This is a genomic window from Hahella ganghwensis DSM 17046, assembly GCF_000376785.1.
GTDB classification, from domain to species: Bacteria; Pseudomonadota; Gammaproteobacteria; order Pseudomonadales; family Oleiphilaceae; genus Hahella; species Hahella ganghwensis.
Map to the genome: position 1 here is coordinate 1 of NZ_AQXX01000106.1, position 15,641 is coordinate 15,641.

Here is a 15,641-nt window from a genome sequence, read left to right on the forward strand (position 1 = left end):
ACTGACACGCTACCTGGAGGATGGCGCCGTGCCCATCGACAATAATTGGGTGGAAAACCAGATCCGGCCTTGGGCGCTGGGTCGTTCCAACTGGTTGTTTGCCGGATCGCTGCGCAGTGGTCAGCGGGCAGCGGCAGTAATGAGTCTGATCCAATCGGCCAAACTGAACGGACATGATCCCTATGCTTATCTGAAAGATGTACTGGCGCGTCTGCCGACGCAGAAGAACAGTGCCATTGCTGAATTACTGCCTCACAACTGGAGCGGTCCGGTCAACCTGTGATAGCCGGACGCTTACAGATTAACAGCTAATTCAGAATATGGAACTGTTGAACGTGAAAGGCGGTGGAGGGAAGAGCGTTGTTAAGAGAAGAACATCTAACCACCCTCCCGCCGTGCGGGAGAGTGGCTTGGGATTTTCGATCAGAAGCTCAGTTTTGCTCCGGCGCTGATGAAAAACATATCAGAGGTTCCTGTTTCGTCTTCGTCACCGGCATCCACAACATAGTCCATCTGACCAACCAGGCCAAAGTTGTCGGTCAATGGGACGTGGACTCCGACACTACCGATAGCAGCCAATCCGGTACCACTGTTGCTGACTTTTCTGAATGGGCTTTCTGCGCTGATATCAACTCGAGTCAGTGCAAATCCACCTTTGCCGTAGAATTCGGCATATTGAGTTGGCAGCATGATACCGCCCATGCCATAGAGGGCCGTGACTTCAGCCTTCGCATCAACATAGTCAGAAAAGTCGTAGTTCACCTCACCGAAGTTGATAAACCCTACTTCCAGAAAGCCTTGTTGATTCAACTGGTAGCCGAAAGCCAGGCGAAGGCCGGTATCCTGATCATCACAAATGTCATCACTGACGCCGTCACAACCATCAAGTGCTGTCGCTGAACCAGCGGTTGCTTCGACATAAACGTGAGGCGCGAAGGCCTTAGGGCTTTGTGAGTCGCTGCTCTCGTCAGCGTTTGCATATGGCGTGAGAACGAGGGCCAGAGCGGCCAGGGAAAGATACTTCTTCATTGAATCAACCTTAATACAACCGTGTTTATTTCACTCGGGGAGGACAAAAAGAGACGAGTTGTCTCGTCAAAAAGCGCGCGATTGTACAAAAAACAACACCCGAAGCCTAGCAGTTTTCGTCATAAAACTATCTGGGTGTTTGGGGAGGAGGTTAGGAGGATGGCTTATCCTGGTTGAAGCCCATCAATTGGTGCAGAGTCTCTACCTCACTTCGGAGTTGTTTCACTTCTTCCAGAAGGTCCAGGCACATCGCAACTCCGGGGAGATTGACATCCAGATCCCTGTGCAGTCGCCTGGCGCATTGCAGACGCGTCAGGGATCTGGCCTCAAATTGCATGGGCTTACTTTTTGTCGGCTTTACCGATGGTTCCAGCACGCCCAGGTCAACAAGTTCAAGGATAAACTCCGGGCTGACACCGGCTCGTTCGCTGAGTTCGCCAAGGGTAAAAGAGTAAGTGATGTCGATCGTGATTTCCCTCGCCATGGCTCAGACTCCCATCTTGTTTCTTGGGTTGTAGCTTTTTTCCTGTTCTGCCAGCTTGGCATACAGCTCTTCCGCTTCTTTTGAGTGCTGCGAAGGAACTGAAATCTGGAGAATGACAATCTGGTCTCCCTGCTTACCCCCTTTAAGGCCTCTGCCTTTAAGTCGGAGTTTTTGCCCTTGAGTGGCACCTTTAGGGATTTTGACATTGACTTTGCCCGACAGCGTGGGGACCACAACCTGTGTGCCCAGTGCTGCTTCCCAGGGGGTGATGGGCAAGTTGATCAGAATGTCATTACCTTGAACGCTGAATACGGGGTGCGGCGCTAGCTCAATTTCCAGGAACAGATCTCCACTATCAGCACCTCCGACGCCAGGTGCTCCCTGTCCCCGCAGGCGAATATGCTGACCGGGTGCCATGCCGGCAGGGATTTTGACATTGAGTGTCTTCCGTTTGTGGGCAAGCATTCCCCGTTCGTCCACTTCTGGGATATTCACGGTGATCTGCTTGCTGACCCCAGAGTATACTTCTTCCAGAAACAGCGGCAGTTTATGATGAATATCATCTCCCCGCATCTGGAAGCCATACTGACGTCCTCCGCGACCATACTGCCGGTGGGCGGTACCGCTACGCCCGAAAATCGCTTCGAAGAAATCACTGAAATGCTGTGGATCGGCATCGGTGAAGCCGCCACCAGAAAAGTGTGAAGCTGACTCCCAACCCGGTGGTGGCTGGAAGTGACCGTCACCACTAAACGCCCCCATTTTTCTTAGCTGATCATATTCAGCACGTTTCTCGGGGTCTTTGAGGACCTCATAGGCCTCGCCCAGTTCTTTGAAACTGGCTTCAGCGTCTGCTTCCTTGCTGACATCCGGATGGTATTTACGTGCAAGCTTACGGTAGGACTTTTTTATCTCCTCGGCGCTGGCAGACTCCTTTACGCCCAGGATCTTGTAGTAATCTTTATACTCCATTTGATCTTGGCCCTCTAAAGTGTGGACGCCATCTGTCATTGTGTTCGGTCGAGCAGGTAGTTTTTCAACAGCCAGCTAGTTAACTATAGCGTCAGTACCAACAAGAAAGTTGCTTTGAATCAGATATATTGGCTTTCTCCGTTATTTCAAGCTCGTTGGTGTGGCTACAGGCTTGGTAAACTGGTGATCCGGTCGGGCAGGCCCTACAATGTCGCACTTTATGAGTCCTGACCGCATTATTATTCGCAACGGGAAAACAGATTTATGCTGAGTTACCAGCACGCCTATCATGCAGGGAATTTTGCTGATATCCACAAACACTGGTTGCTGGTGTTGCTGATAGAAGCTTTGAGCCGTAAGGATAAACCCTGGTGTTATCTGGATACACATTCCGGACGGGGTAAGTATCCTCTGGATTCCGATATAGCCAATAAAACCGCTGAATGGCGTGAGGGAGTTGGCCAGATTTGGAAGCACGCTGGAAAGGCGCCGGAAAGCCTGCAATCTTTCATACAGCTACTTGGTGTTTCGGATGGCATCGGAGGGCAAGAGTATCCCGGTTCACCGGAAGTCGTCAAAAAACTGATGAGGCCCAATGATCGGGCGGTGCTTTGTGAGCTTCATCCTCAGGAATTTGAGTGGCTGAAAAAGCACTATCGGCATTGCAGCAATATCCATCTTCATTTTCGCGATGGCTTCGAAGGTGTATTGGGTATGGTGCCACCTCCCGAAAAACGGGGTTTGGTTCTGATTGACCCCAGTTACGAGTTAAAGCAGGATTACCAACGAATACCGGCCTATCTGGAAAAATTGAGAAAGCGCTGGGCGGGTGCCTGCGTGGCAATTTGGTATCCCGTATTGGCTGAAGCACGTCATAACGTACTTCTGGAAGGTGTTCGGAAGAGTTCGGTGCATAACGTGCTGCGCAGCGAAATCCGGAAGAAGAATGTTGCCAAAGGCATGGTAGGAAGCGGAATGCTCATCATGAATCCACCTTGGAAGGTGGATCAGACTATCGAGGCGGGATGGTCCTTTTTGGTGGAAAGTCTTCAACTGGATGACCGTCTCTCTGTGGCTGTCGATTGGCTAAAGCCTGAACAGAATGCGTAATCAGATAACGCATTCTGTTCAGGTCTGAATCGGCAGCAATATCGTAAAACAGCCGTCTTGTGGTAAATCAGTTACTATGTGGTAAAAGATAAGTAGTAGGGAATATGGTGGAAGATAATACGAAGGAACTATGGACCCGGGAGGGAAGAATACTCATCACAGGGGCCGGTCAAAGGGTTGGGCTCCATTGTCTGCGTCGTTTGCTGGAGAGAGGCGAGCGATTGGCCATGACTTATCATACCGAACGTCCGGTAATAGGCGAACTGCGAGAGCAGGGAGTGATTTGTCTCAAGGCTGACTTGTCCCAGGCTGAATCAGTCGAAATGCTCGCGCGTCAGATACATGATGAAGTTGGACCACTGAGAGCCCTGGTTCATAATGCTTCTGCATGGATACGGGATAAAGAGTCAGATACTGAATATGCTGCTGTTATGCAGGATATGATGCAACTCCACATGATGGCACCTTATTTACTGAATATGCGATGCCAGAATCTGCTGCTGAAAGGACGTTCACCGTTGGCAGACATTATTCACATTACAGACTACGTAGTGGAAAAAGGTAGTGACAACCATATTGCCTATGCTGCATCGAAAGCAGGTCTGGCAAATATGACCCGATCTTTCGCCAAACGCTTTTCCCCGGAGATTAAAGTGAATACCATTGCCCCTTCATTGTTGATGTTCAATGAGGGCGACTCGGAAGAGTACCGTCAAAAGACCCTGAAAAAGTCAGTGATGGGTGTGGAGCCTGGCCCGGATGTGGTCTATCAGGCCTTGTGCTTCATAATGGACAATGCCTATATGACCGGGCGTGAAATTAAATTGGATGGCGGTCGCCATATTCGTTAGTTGAGGATAATCGATGTTAGATAAATTGGCCGAACATTACCGGGCGATTATTGAAGGTCTGGGTGAAGATGCCAACCGGGAAGGGTTGGTCGATACACCAATGCGCGCTGCCAAAGCCATGCAGTTTCTGTGCAAAGGTTATGACCAGGATCTGGAAACCATCGTCAACGGGGCAGTGTTTGAGTCTGACACTGACGAAATGGTGATGGTGAAGGATATAGAGTTGTATTCGATGTGTGAGCATCACATGTTGCCCTTTATCGGACGGTGTCATATAGCCTATTTGCCTCGTGGCAAGGTATTGGGGCTTTCCAAGTTTGCCCGGATTGTAGATATGTATGCCCGACGGATGCAGATTCAGGAAAACCTGACCAAGCAGATTGCTGAAGCTGTGCAGTCAGTCACGAATGCACGTGGTGTCGGCGTCATTGTTGAAGCCCGTCATATGTGCATGATGATGCGGGGAGTGGAAAAGCAAAATTCTTCCATGGTGTCGTCAGTGATGCTGGGAAGTATGCGCAACGATATGGCAACTCGTGCAGAATTTTTGAACCTTGCGAAAGGTCACTTCGGACTGTAACCCGGTTCAACTGATGAATTTCGTCAGGGTTGCAGCGATGTGAGGAGGTCGAAGAGGTATTTCGTGAAAATCCGAAATAGCCACTTCGACCTAATCTGATTTAAAAATCTACTTCTGAAGCTCTACTTCGCCACTGACGGTCACAGTGACTGTCTGGGTTCCCGCTTCGACAGCTGCAGGAGCCGCTTGCATGGACATCATGGCGCCACGGGCCATTTCCATGCGTGGATAGTAGCCTGCCTGGTCTGTGGAAATATTGATGTTGGTAATCTTGTAAGCATCAGCTTTCAGCGTCTGGGAAATAATGTCCGCTCGTTTGTTAAATGATGCCAGAGCTTCGACAATCAGCTCATTTTCTTTTTCGTTACGCAGATCATCTGAAGCATCGTAGTTCATTGAATTTACTGACAATCTTTCTTGCAGTTCGCCGGTCAGACTGGCCAGTGCTTCGATATTTTTGCTCTCCAGCTGAACCTGCTGTTCAACTTTCCAGGCGACAATTCTTTGGTCGCGATAAACAGGGTTTGTCCGGTACCCGAGCGTTTGTACTTTTATCCCCTCAACTCTCTTCGCCTTTTTTAGTGCCCACTCCATTGCCTCGTTTACCTGACGGGAAGCGGTCTCAGAGTCCTTTTCCTGCGCATGGGCATAAAGATCGACCATCAAGGTGTCGTTAGCCAGCTCACCTTTGGCGTTAGCGCTGAGATTAATGCGGTTGTAGTGGACTTCGTCAGCCTGTGCAAATGTGGTGACGAGCATCAGTAATACTATCCTGATCAGCATGTCGCTTCTCCTTAAATCAGCTGGAATATCGAGCGATTAAGTTTGCCATGTAAGTTGCCGATGGCAAGAAAGAACATCAGGAATTAAGGCGATTTAATTAAGTAGGAAGGTTGTCTGAAGAAAAAGTGAGGCCCGAAAATAAAAAAACCGCGTTAAAAAACGCGGTAATGTGCACTTTCATCAGGCTGGAGTATTAAGGGATCTCGTCAACAATAGTAGATGTTGTCCAGGTACTCGCTCAACGCAAGAAGATTGGCTTGTTCCTGGTCATCGTGTGGAACACAAACTTTCCATTCGTCATCGTACATCATGTGATTTGCTCCCATTAAACAAAAGGTCTGAAATTAATCAGGGACCTTGGAAAGCCTAAACAGTAGAAGGTCACTGCTTACGATTTAAATTCTAGACCCGGTGAACGAATCAAGCTTGACCCCCTGTGTTAACGTTTTGACAATCTGTTGCAATCTTTGGTCAACAACTGGGGTGGTCTAGTCCATATGGGAGGGGTTAGGGAAATATTTGAGACATTCTGTCATTAAGGTGAATAATGGGTGACTTACCCTGTTTGATACAGCAAGCTATAGTTAAACAGATAGAGTTTTTGCTTCCAGTAGGGAAGGCGGTAAAGCCGATAAATATAAGAAATCTAAGGAACCTCAATAAAAAAGTTGGCGAGACCGACAGAGTCAACTTATGGCATTGCAATGGTCACGCAGGCCGTTTTTTAAAGGTTCACTAATGTTGTTCCTATAACAATAGCCCGGGTGCCAGGTCATTCCTGGTGTTCCCTGCAGTAAATCGAGCCCGAATATATGGATCAACCAACAGTCTCCGGTTCTTCTGTCAAAGCCTTGTGTCATTGGCTGTCTGAACGCAAAGTTCAGGTAGAGCCTATGCTGCGCTCAGAAGATATTGATCCGGCATTACTTGACGAACAGGATACCCGGATCAGCCTGGAATCTTTTAATCATCTCTGGAATGCCGCACGCCAGCAATTGCAAGATCCGGCAGTTGGACTGCATGTGGGAGAGTGTGTCGATTCCAGTCGTATGGGGGTGATCGGCCACATTGTTTTCAATAACCGAACACTGGGGCAGGCTCTGCAACAATATGAGCGACTCTCGGCCCTGGTGAATGAGGGAGTTCTCACCAAAGTAAGAGTCGACGGTGAAGAAGCGGTTATTGAATATTACTGTGATGAGTCACTGTATCATCCGTCCAATATGGAGCGGTTGCTGGCACTGGCGGTGACAAGGGCCAGGAAATATGTCAGCGAAAAGATATACCTCACCAGGGTGGGCTTTTCTCATTCAGCGCCGGACTATCAGCCGGAGTATGAGCGTATTTTTCAGTGCAGCGTCAAGTTTGATCAACCCTACTGCTTTATGGCATTCCATGCGGATTTTCTTGAATTCGAATTACCTCACCGCAATCCCTATCTGCATCAGGCGTTAACTCGTCAGGTCGAGGCATTGCTGCAGAAAATGTCTTTGCGGCGGTCCATCAGTCATAAGGTAAAGGGAATTGTCGCCAAGCGTTTATCCCGCGGAGATATTGATGCCGGCAATGTGGCTGAGAAGCTGAATATGTCCAGGCATACCCTCTACAGAAAGCTGAAGCAGGAAAATAATTCTTTTCAGGAACTGGTGGAACAAGTACGCAAGGAAAAAGCGCTCGACTACCTGCAAAAGAAAAAATACTCCCTCAGCGAAATCGCTTTTCTACTCGGATTTTCAGAGCTCAGCGCATTCAGCCGGGCTTTTAAACGCTGGACAGGTGAGAGTCCGGCGCAATTCAGAAATCCAAAATAGGCCGGATAACAGAAGCCACGCCTAAATCTGGCATTATTCAGGTGGTTGGCGGTTAAGACGTCGGGTGTTCGCTAGTAATTTGCCTGGCGCTGTCGGCGGGAGGCCTCGTGGGATTGCCTCTGTATCAGCAAGCTACTCAGTAGAGCCAGCAAAAGACTTATCAGCGTACCGGAAGCAAAGACAATCAGCGCCATTTGACTGTCAAATCTGCGCTGAAACTTGATAGTTGGCGTCATTCTCAGCATCCAGTCGGCGTCTGGCAATGCAAAAGTGTTCTGGTATTGCCATCGACGATCATCCGCCAGCGGGTTGTTCTGACTCACGGGTTCAGGATTGAGTGTTAAAAAGGGATCGCTGGAAAAACGCTCAAGATCATAAAGGTTTACCGACACTCCCTGTATCCTGGCCTGCTCCCTAACTTCCTGCAGCAATATTCCCAGATCGATGCCAATGGATAAGACATTTTCGCCTTTGGGGATCAGATAAACGGTTTCAGCCTGCCCGGCCTTAAGAGCCTGCTTATTGTAGTGGGGCGACAGCATTTGAGGAGAATGCTCAGTTAATACACCTAACAATCTGTCCTGGGACAGCTCTTCCTTGAGGTAGCTGGATTGAGGTTCCAGGTTTGCCAGAGTTTGTGGGAGTGATATTGCCACAGGCCCGAGAGGCGAAGTCTGTATGAGTTCTATGCTTTTGATTTCCCTGGCCCTCTCCATGAGCAAATCCATAGATGCGGGCTGGTTCAGGGTAAACTCAGCAGCCAGCTGCGCGTGAAATCGAGAAGACTCCAGTGTCTTTTCCAGCTGTCTATGCAGAAAGCCCGCTTCCTGTATAAAGGCGCTGTAGGCAGTGTTCTGGTAGTGTTGAGTGATCAGATAGGTGGCAGAGCCCGTCAGCATCAACCCCACGATTAAAACTGCCAAAGCGGCCCAGGAGGCGATGAAGCCGGCTTGATACCTGCCAGAGCTGTAGGTCTTTGAAGTCTGATGTGCGTTCACTGGGCGACTTATAGTTGTTTTCGAATCAATGTCATATGACCTCAAACTATAGGTCGTTCATCAGGATATTACTAACCTGGTCTGGCTTTTTTGTGGTCAAGGTAACGTCTTTAATGAGCTGGCTGGCGCCATTGTCGATATGAAAAAGAAGCCAGGAACATGATAAAAGCGGAAACGACAACAGAGGGCCCGGTAGGCGTGTCCTGCAACCACGACAACGACAGGCCGGCCAGCACGGCCATAACGCCGATCGCGGCAGCCGACAGGGCCATTCTTTCAGGCGTATTCGAATAAAATCTTGCCGTGGCAGCTGGAATAATCAATAGACTGGTGACAAGTAAAACGCCAACGACTTTCATTGCCAGCGCGATCACCAGAGACATCATCAGCATCAGGGCAATACGTGTTCGCTGAATATTGATGCCCTCTACGGCCGCCAGTTCTTCATGAAGGGTGGTCAGGAGAAGCGCGCGCCAGAGCTTGAATAACACCAGCATGACGGCAATGGCACCCAAATAGATCCAACCCACATCGGTAAATGTCAAAGCCAGCAGATCCCCGAACAGATATCCCATAAGGTCGATCTGAATCCGTGGCATAAAACTGAGTACAACCAGTCCTAACGAAAGTGAACTGTGGGCGAGGATGCCGAGCAAAGTGTCGGTAGCAATCTGCTTCTGGTTTTGCATAAACCCGAGAATCAGTGCCATGAGCGCACAGCCCACCACGATGCCAAGCGTCATATTTATTTCCAGAAGTAATCCAAGAACAACCCCCATCAATGCGGAGTGCGCCAGGGTGTCGCCAAAATAGGACATTCGGCGCCACACAACAAAACAGCCCAGAGGACCGGTGATCAGGGCGAGGCCAATGCCCCCGAGAAGTGCCGGTAAAAGTATCTCAAGCATGATTTTGCCTGGTGCATTCGCTACCTTCGGCTATGGTGCCGTCGGTGTGGTGGTGATGATCATGGTGATGGTGGTAGACCGCCAGCGCGCGTGCGGCCTGGTCTCCGAACAGGTGAATAAATGCCGGATCATTTGACACTGTTTCCGGGTGCCCCGCGCAACAGACATGGCGGTTCAGGCAAAGCACCTGATCGGTAGCGGCCATCACCAGATGCAGGTCATGGGAAATCAGCAGGGTACCGCAACTCAGTTCATCGCGAAGGCTTCTGATAAGCTGGTAAAATTCAGCTTGCCCTGTAACGTCTACACCCTGTGCGGGTTCATCCAGTACCAGCAGCTGTGGCTGGATTTGTATCGCCCTTGCCAACAGGACCCGCTGCATTTCCCCACCGGAGAGTGTGGATAGCGGCTGACTTGCCAAATGAGTGATATCCACCCGCGCAAGCGCCTGCTCCCAGTTTGAGGCATTCTCGGCAAGGCGCAGAAATCGTTTGACGGTCATCGGCAGGGAAGGGTCGACATGAAACTTCTGAGGCACGTAGCCAATACGAAGCTTGGGTTGGTGAATCAGAATTCCCGAGCTTGGTTTCAGCAGGCCTAGAACAAGCTTTGCCAGAGTGGACTTTCCGGCGCCATTGGGGCCGATAACGGTGATAATCTCACCGGGATTGATATCCAACTGGATATTCTCCAGAAGCGTCTGCTCGTTGATGCTGATGGTTACATCCTGTAGCCGGACCAATGGTGTCTGGATCACGCTTCCGCCTTACAGCGGGGACAAACACCGCTGACTTCTAGGGTCATGTTGTCTACGGTAAATCCCTGCTTTCCGGCCAGGGCTTGGATATCTTTCTCCAGTTCTCGCGAAGTCAGCTCCTGGGCTTTAGAGCATTTTTTACAGATCAGAAAACTGCCCTGATGACCATGTTCCGGAGCAATGCATCCGATAAACGCGTTGAGCGAAGCCAGGCGATGGACCAGGTTATTCTCCTGCAAAAATTCCAGTGCCCGATAAACAGTTGGTGGTGCGGAGTTGCGGCCTTCCTCGCTGAACTTTGCCAGGATTTCATAAGCGCCGACAGGTGTATGGGACTGCCAGATAAGCTCCAGAACTCTGAGCCGGGTGTCTGTCAGCCTCAGACCATTGGATTTACAGATTTCTTTGGCAGTATCCAAAGCTTCCTGTATGCAAAGCTGATGATCGTGTTTGGTGAAAACGGTGCTGTCAGTCATATCATTTTTCGGGATCGGCATTGATCTGCGATGTTACATTATAACGTTTGGCCATCCAAGGATTCTCTGGGTCTGTTACTTAATTCTCTCTTCGAGATTTGGCTGACTAGAATGGCTTGGTTTGACGAAGGAGGCCTCCTGAAAAGCAGGGTGATTCAATAGCTTGGATCTAATCTATTGTGATAACAAGGCCCCAAGAAATTGTATAGGGGCACATGATATTTCGTGTATAAGATGCCCGAACTTTCGGGAGGCTTACATTGGAATCAGTGGGCTGAAGGAGCTATCTTCGAAGTATTGAAACGGAAAAGTGCGCATACGAGATATGCATAAAAATATGAGAATTCTAAACGGCGCAAACTATATTGACCTAGAGGTCCAGTTAGAGACAGATAGTAGTCTCCCAAGTTGTGGTGATGCTCTAATTGGTGTTGCAGTTTCTAGTAACGGTTACACTTGCAAGAACCAAGTATGGGTTGCAAAACAAGAGCTAGACTTATTTGCAACTTCTATTCGGGCGCTTGACAAATACCGAAAAGGCGAGGCTGTTTTAAGCTCAATGTCACCAGATGAGCTATTCCTTAAGGTGTATGCTTATGATCGCGTAGGGCATATGGCAATAGTGGGTAAAACAGGCTATCAAGTAACTGGGGCTGTTGGTTTCGACCATTCAATTGAATTTGGTTTTACAATTGAGCCGGAGCAGGTTGTTAAGTTGTCTAAAGCTCAGTGGTTAACTCAAGACGATACATAGCAAGGTGCTCAAGCGAGGACAAAAACCGATGCACGCTTATTGCTGAGTAGTTGGGCGTTATACGCATCTTAATCCGGTAGAAAAATGGTTCTCCCGGGGAGGGGGCATGGTTCTTCCGGCTGGGAGAAAGTAAAGTCTCCCTAATAAGGACGAATCGACAATCAGACGCAACGAACGTAACACCTATACTACTAATAGCCCCCTAGAATTATTTTTCTTCCCCTCAAACTTGGCTTACACCATACGTAGATGGATACTTGAAGCATTCAAGATTTCCCAAGAGTATTTGACATGGCATCCTCAAAAAAACCAACGATTAAAGCCAACGAGCAAAAATGGGGCAAAGAAAACATTGAGGCTGGTTGGACGTTAATACCGAACGCACTTCTTGTTCATCAGGCTTCTTTAGGGCTATCCCCAATGGATTTAAATATTCTCCTGCAGATCGCTCGATACTGGTGGGAGCCGGATAACCATCCATTTCCCGCTAAGAAGACACTGGCAGATTGTATAGGTGTGACCCCTCGGGCTATCCAGAAACGCATTCAAGAAATGGAGAAGGCTCAGTTCATCGAAAGAATCGAACGACGAGAGAGTAAGAGCGGCAGTAAAACCAATATCTATAGACTTACTCCATTGATTAAAGCTTTGCTACCGTATTCGAAGGATATGATTGCAGAGCGCGAAAATAGGAAGCAAGAAGATAAGGAGCGTCCTAATTTAAGAGGAAAGCCAAAACTTAAAGTGGTAGGCGACGATGATTGATAAACTGATCCAGTTTGTAGAGCTTATTAAAAGTATTGATACGTCATTCGCGGCAGTCATAGTTGTTGGGTTGGGCTTTTTGGTGCTGATATTGGCTTTGGTCAAATGAGCAAGCTGACGTATAACAAACAAACTACGCGCCTTTGGAGCCGGGCGCAGAAGCTCTAGAGAACCAGTGGCGATTCAGATTAATGAAAGAATATTATAGACGATTGCTTGAAGGCGCTGATGAAGATGGCTGCTATGAATTCCCATCTGAGTTTAATGGGGGCGATGTAGAAAAGCGGGCCAGAGCTGTGTTCGCCGGAATTCAATCTTTGATGGTAGTGTGTCGATTCGAGGGTTGGATGGATAATCAAGATGCCAGTTTTGGATTAGCTATTATCCTCGATGAGTACTCTAAAGAAATTGAATCAGGCTTAACTGTTGTTCCAATTGTTAGGTTCAGTAATTTTGGTAGTTTGGCAACAATTACTTTTATTGACCAAATTTCTTCTGAATCGTTAGCCAAAATACAGGCTCTTCTAAGCGAATATGGATTCCACTATATTCCAGAGGAAGTAGCGCACACGAAGTATGATGGTGTTATGAAGGGAAATCCAGCTTTTCCTACATGGTGGGTTAGGTACTTTGATTGGATTTAAAGTATAACAAAACAGGACATGGGGCCTGTGCCGACCCTGCTAAGAGCTTTAGGTACGAAGAGAGTGGACATTAAAACAATGCAGATTAACAAGGCGTAGGAAGAATTGATATCGAGATGGATATTCAAGACTTTGACATAAGAAGAGATCTAGATTACTACCTTGAAGGGGGTAAGGTCGCTTTTCAAGAATCATTTCCGGGAGTGGTAATAACTAGTGATTTAGAGCGAGACATGAGAACTGGTATTGCTGGTATAAATGGAAATGAGGATATGGCAGGGTTTACAGCTTTACAGGACAATGTTCCTATAGGCTCGATCTTGGTTTGTTTGCAGTGGTTTTATAACATCCCCCAGGGTTATATAGACTCGATTTATGTAAAGGAAGAGTACCGAAAGTCCGGAGTGGCTAAAGAGCTTTTGGCTGCGGCTGAAAAGTGGGCCTTACGGAAAGGCGCACGCTCTGTTTGCCTGGACGTTTCAAATACAAACAGAAATGCCGTTACTGCATATGAAAAACTTGGTTTCGTAGCTACTCTTACTCAAATGGAACGCGTTATAGAATCCTGACAACTTACTACACCTGGCACATAGCTACGCTCATATTGCGTGTGTCGGTTTCTCCCGACAAAAGTGAAGACGTTCTGATTTTTGTCTCAAATTGTCGGGATCTATGTAAAGTTACCTGTAAAAAGCCTGCAAAATGTCATTAATCGGACTAGAATGTCGGTCAATTAACTAAAATAACAATGCGTTCGTATCTCCTCCGCGGATGGTGGAGGCGGACCTTGAAAATACAACGATGCCGGTTAATTTAATGGATGTATCTGGCGGCAGGGAAATCGTTAGCGCTGAGTCTCATCGTCGAGGGTGATTAATCCCTAAGCGAAACGAGGCTAAAACAATGATAAATACGCTCAAATTCAGTCTGATTTCCTGCGCGTTTCTGTCGGCAATATCTCTTTCAGTCAGTGCAGCCAGTGATCCTGAGCTGTTACTCTGGATTGGCGGTGATAAAGGATTTAAAGGGGTTGCCGAAGTTGGCCGCCGCTTTGAGGCTGATACAGGTATACCGGTAAAAGTGGAAACCCCGGATAGCCTGACCACCAAGTTTGACCGGCTGGCTCCTACCGCCCAGGGACCCGATATCGTCATCTGGGCTCATGACCGGTTTGGTCCCTGGATAAACGAAGGCTTTCTCGAACCTATTACCCCTTCAGCAAAAATGCACAACAGTGTGGCTCCCTTTACCTGGGAGGCATTGACGGTTGGTGACCGAATATACGGCTTCCCTATCGCAATTGAGGCCGTCAGTCTGATCTATAACAAGGCGCTGGTCAGTGATCCCCCAAAATCTCTCAAGGCCGTGGAGCAGCTGGATCGCGAGTTAGCCATGCAAGGCCGTAAAGCCCTGGTCTGGGACTACAATAACACTTACTTTACCTGGCCGATTATTGCGGCAAGCGGCGCCTATAGCTTTGGCAAGGCCAACGGGATTTATGATCTGACAGATGTGGGGTTCGATAACGGCGGCGCTTCTCGTGCCATTGATACGCTTCGGGGGTTAATTGCACGGGAGGTTATTCCAAAAGAAGCCGATTACGGTTCCATGATGGATGGCTTCAAGAACGGTAAAGTCGCCATGATTATCAATGGCCCATGGGCCTGGAATGAAATCAGGGAGTCTGGCGTCGAGTTTGGTATTGGCGACATCCCCTCAGTGGAGGCAAATAAACCCGGAAGACCTTTTGTTGGCGTGATGTCTGCGGCAATCAATGCGGCCAGCCAGGAAAAAGACGCGGCGCAGCGTTTTCTGGAGGATTACCTGCTCACTTATGAGGGGCTCAAACAGGTCAATGCAGATAAACCCCTGGGGGCTGTGGCCAATATCCGGCTCATGAAAGAGCTTTCTGAGGACCCTTTGATTCTGCATACCTTTGAGAGTGCGGAGCGGGGAGAATTAATGCCGGATGTCCCTGAAATGAAGCGTTTCTGGAGTCTGTTCAGTACCAAGCTGCCGCAAATGCTACAAGGTAAGGCTGATATCTCTCCAACGCTGGACGATATGGCAGAGCGTTTACGAAAGTTGGATGAACTCAAGGGGTGGCGGCGTCGCCATTATCTAGCAGATATTGATTAAACGACTGGAAATAGTTTGATGCGTGAAATGAGGGTTGAAAGGGGCGATTGTTCCCTTTCAACCTTTTGGAAAGATATCCGGCAGCCTGCTAGAAACTGGAAACGGCTTTGACCGCAAGTTCTTCAAGCTTTTCCAGTTTTGGGATAAACGCTTCTTCACCACTGATTTTGACGGCTGCCTGATCTGCCAGGCTCAAAGCAACATCATCACGTTCAGTGATTTCCTCTTTGGTCACTTTCATGAGGCGCGGCAAACCTTCGGTTAAGAAGGCGATAAATGGCAGGTTGGTATGGTGCTCACCGATGGTATTGGTCACAGCAATACGCGCAAAGCGTGATGCTTCGGGGACGATGTCCTGGTTATTGGTCGCATCATAGGAGATGACCGGTAGCCTGATTCCCCGCCAGCGAATATAGCCCATAAACCAGTTAGGGCTGCCGGTTGTTTTCTCCGGCTGCTGAAAATCCACAATTTCAGCGACACTGGCGTTAGGTAGCAATAACTGTCTGTCCTTTACAGGAATCAACAGACATGAAATTTGATTTGGTGTTTGCGCCATCTGGATATCCTCGGTCGCAGT

19 protein-coding genes are annotated in these 15,641 nt (G+C 48.5%); 10 read left to right on the top strand and 9 right to left on the bottom strand.

The window, feature by feature from the left end:
- The coding region (locus F566_RS0110955; protein WP_020407030.1) for a transposase domain-containing protein at positions 1-283 on the top strand (283 nt) is incomplete at its 5' end.
- Between the two features lie 140 nt (positions 284-423).
- Here F566_RS0110955 and F566_RS0110960 read toward each other — a convergent pair.
- The 3 genes from F566_RS0110960 to F566_RS0110970 form a co-directional block, all read right to left on the bottom strand.
- Entirely contained in the window at positions 424-1,029 is a 606-nt protein-coding gene (locus F566_RS0110960; protein ID WP_020407031.1) for an outer membrane beta-barrel protein, read from the bottom strand.
- 151 nt (positions 1,030-1,180) lie between these two features.
- Positions 1,181-1,513, bottom strand: coding sequence for a chaperone modulator CbpM (locus tag F566_RS0110965; RefSeq protein WP_020407032.1), 333 nt, complete (start codon positions 1,511-1,513; stop codon positions 1,181-1,183).
- Between the two features lie 3 nt (positions 1,514-1,516).
- Entirely contained in the window at positions 1,517-2,485 is a 969-nt protein-coding gene (locus F566_RS0110970) for a DnaJ C-terminal domain-containing protein (RefSeq protein WP_020407033.1), read from the bottom strand.
- 264 nt (positions 2,486-2,749) lie between these two features.
- Here F566_RS0110970 and F566_RS0110975 point away from each other — a divergent pair, with 264 nt between their 5' ends.
- The 3 genes from F566_RS0110975 to folE all read left to right on the top strand — a co-directional run bounded on the left by F566_RS0110975 (position 2,750) and on the right by folE (position 5,026).
- The gene (locus F566_RS0110975) at positions 2,750-3,595 is read left to right on the top strand and encodes a 23S rRNA (adenine(2030)-N(6))-methyltransferase RlmJ (RefSeq protein ID WP_020407034.1); all 846 of its coding nucleotides are present in this window, start codon (positions 2,750-2,752) and stop codon (positions 3,593-3,595) included.
- Between the two features lie 104 nt (positions 3,596-3,699).
- Positions 3,700-4,446, top strand: a complete 747-nt coding sequence (folM, locus tag F566_RS0110980) for a dihydromonapterin reductase (RefSeq protein WP_020407035.1) — start codon at positions 3,700-3,702, stop codon at positions 4,444-4,446.
- Positions 4,447-4,459: 13 nt separating this feature from the next.
- Complete coding sequence (gene folE / locus F566_RS0110985; protein ID WP_020407036.1) at positions 4,460-5,026, top strand: GTP cyclohydrolase I FolE; 567 nt, start codon at positions 4,460-4,462, stop codon at positions 5,024-5,026.
- A 108-nt stretch (positions 5,027-5,134) separates the two neighbouring features.
- On the opposite strand, the gene F566_RS0110990 is transcribed toward folE, so the two are convergent.
- A complete protein-coding gene (locus F566_RS0110990; protein ID WP_020407037.1) occupies positions 5,135-5,809 on the bottom strand; it encodes an SIMPL domain-containing protein in 675 nt (224 codons plus the stop codon).
- A gap of 812 nt (positions 5,810-6,621) precedes the next feature.
- Between F566_RS0110990 and F566_RS0111000 the strand changes: the two genes are divergently transcribed.
- The gene (locus tag F566_RS0111000) at positions 6,622-7,620 is read left to right on the top strand and encodes an AraC family transcriptional regulator (protein ID WP_020407039.1); all 999 of its coding nucleotides are present in this window, start codon (positions 6,622-6,624) and stop codon (positions 7,618-7,620) included.
- 71 nt (positions 7,621-7,691) lie between these two features.
- Here F566_RS0111000 and F566_RS0111005 read toward each other — a convergent pair whose 3' ends face one another.
- The 4 genes from F566_RS0111005 to F566_RS0111020 form a co-directional block, all read right to left on the bottom strand.
- Positions 7,692-8,618: a hypothetical protein gene (locus tag F566_RS0111005; protein WP_020407040.1), complete on the bottom strand. Its 927-nt coding sequence runs from the start codon at positions 8,616-8,618 to the stop codon at positions 7,692-7,694.
- Between the two features lie 110 nt (positions 8,619-8,728).
- Complete coding sequence (gene znuB / locus F566_RS0111010) at positions 8,729-9,526, bottom strand: zinc ABC transporter permease subunit ZnuB (protein WP_020407041.1); 798 nt, start codon at positions 9,524-9,526, stop codon at positions 8,729-8,731.
- Positions 9,519-10,283, bottom strand: a complete 765-nt coding sequence (znuC, locus tag F566_RS0111015; protein WP_020407042.1) for a zinc ABC transporter ATP-binding protein ZnuC — start codon at positions 10,281-10,283, stop codon at positions 9,519-9,521. Before znuC ends, znuB begins: the two co-directional genes overlap by 8 nt.
- Positions 10,280-10,759: a Fur family transcriptional regulator gene (locus F566_RS0111020; RefSeq protein ID WP_026179925.1), complete on the bottom strand. Its 480-nt coding sequence runs from the start codon at positions 10,757-10,759 to the stop codon at positions 10,280-10,282. The genes znuC and F566_RS0111020 overlap by 4 nt, the downstream gene beginning before the upstream one ends.
- 325 nt (positions 10,760-11,084) lie before the next feature.
- On the opposite strand from F566_RS0111020, the gene F566_RS0111025 reads away from it, so the two are divergent.
- The 5 genes from F566_RS0111025 to malE all read left to right on the top strand — a co-directional run bounded on the left by F566_RS0111025 (position 11,085) and on the right by malE (position 15,061).
- On the top strand, positions 11,085-11,513 hold the full coding sequence (locus F566_RS0111025) for a hypothetical protein (RefSeq protein ID WP_020407044.1): 429 nt from the start codon (positions 11,085-11,087) through the stop codon (positions 11,511-11,513).
- 291 nt (positions 11,514-11,804) lie between these two features.
- Complete coding sequence (locus tag F566_RS0111030; protein ID WP_020407045.1) at positions 11,805-12,278, top strand: helix-turn-helix domain-containing protein; 474 nt, start codon at positions 11,805-11,807, stop codon at positions 12,276-12,278.
- A gap of 191 nt (positions 12,279-12,469) precedes the next feature.
- Positions 12,470-12,922 carry a hypothetical protein gene (locus F566_RS0111040; protein ID WP_020407047.1) on the top strand — a complete coding sequence of 151 codons (453 nt, stop codon included), beginning with the start codon at positions 12,470-12,472 and terminating at the stop codon, positions 12,920-12,922.
- A gap of 116 nt (positions 12,923-13,038) precedes the next feature.
- Positions 13,039-13,491: a GNAT family N-acetyltransferase gene (locus F566_RS35405; protein WP_020407048.1), complete on the top strand. Its 453-nt coding sequence runs from the start codon at positions 13,039-13,041 to the stop codon at positions 13,489-13,491.
- 334 nt (positions 13,492-13,825) lie between these two features.
- On the top strand, positions 13,826-15,061 hold the full coding sequence (malE, locus tag F566_RS0111050; protein ID WP_020407049.1) for a maltose/maltodextrin ABC transporter substrate-binding protein MalE: 1,236 nt from the start codon (positions 13,826-13,828) through the stop codon (positions 15,059-15,061).
- 88 nt (positions 15,062-15,149) lie between these two features.
- Here the strand turns inward: malE and F566_RS0111055 are convergent, their stop codons facing one another.
- The gene (locus F566_RS0111055) at positions 15,150-15,620 is read right to left on the bottom strand and encodes a chemotaxis protein CheW (RefSeq protein WP_020407050.1); all 471 of its coding nucleotides are present in this window, start codon (positions 15,618-15,620) and stop codon (positions 15,150-15,152) included.
- Positions 15,621-15,641: the final 21 nt, after the last annotated feature.

Bases quoted from the DNA above. Each gene is read 5' to 3' on its own strand.
- F566_RS0110960 (WP_020407031.1), bottom strand. From the start codon at position 1,029: ATGAAGAAGTATCTTTCCCTGGCCGCTCTGGCCCTCGTTCTCACGCCA.
- F566_RS0110965 (WP_020407032.1), bottom strand. From the start codon at position 1,513: ATGGCGAGGGAAATCACGATCGACATCACTTACTCTTTTACCCTTGGC.
- F566_RS0110970 (WP_020407033.1), bottom strand. From the start codon at position 2,485: ATGGAGTATAAAGATTACTACAAGATCCTGGGCGTAAAGGAGTCTGCC.
- F566_RS0110975 (WP_020407034.1), top strand. From the start codon at position 2,750: ATGCTGAGTTACCAGCACGCCTATCATGCAGGGAATTTTGCTGATATC.
- folM (WP_020407035.1), top strand. From the start codon at position 3,700: ATGGTGGAAGATAATACGAAGGAACTATGGACCCGGGAGGGAAGAATA.
- folE (WP_020407036.1), top strand. From the start codon at position 4,460: ATGTTAGATAAATTGGCCGAACATTACCGGGCGATTATTGAAGGTCTG.
- F566_RS0110990 (WP_020407037.1), bottom strand. From the start codon at position 5,809: ATGCTGATCAGGATAGTATTACTGATGCTCGTCACCACATTTGCACAG.
- F566_RS0111000 (WP_020407039.1), top strand. From the start codon at position 6,622: ATGGATCAACCAACAGTCTCCGGTTCTTCTGTCAAAGCCTTGTGTCAT.
- znuB (WP_020407041.1), bottom strand. From the start codon at position 9,526: ATGCTTGAGATACTTTTACCGGCACTTCTCGGGGGCATTGGCCTCGCC.
- F566_RS0111020 (WP_026179925.1), bottom strand. From the start codon at position 10,759: ATGACTGACAGCACCGTTTTCACCAAACACGATCATCAGCTTTGCATA.
- F566_RS0111025 (WP_020407044.1), top strand. From the start codon at position 11,085: ATGCATAAAAATATGAGAATTCTAAACGGCGCAAACTATATTGACCTA.
- F566_RS0111030 (WP_020407045.1), top strand. From the start codon at position 11,805: ATGGCATCCTCAAAAAAACCAACGATTAAAGCCAACGAGCAAAAATGG.
- F566_RS0111040 (WP_020407047.1), top strand. From the start codon at position 12,470: ATGAAAGAATATTATAGACGATTGCTTGAAGGCGCTGATGAAGATGGC.
- F566_RS35405 (WP_020407048.1), top strand. From the start codon at position 13,039: ATGGATATTCAAGACTTTGACATAAGAAGAGATCTAGATTACTACCTT.
- malE (WP_020407049.1), top strand. From the start codon at position 13,826: ATGATAAATACGCTCAAATTCAGTCTGATTTCCTGCGCGTTTCTGTCG.
- F566_RS0111055 (WP_020407050.1), bottom strand. From the start codon at position 15,620: ATGGCGCAAACACCAAATCAAATTTCATGTCTGTTGATTCCTGTAAAG.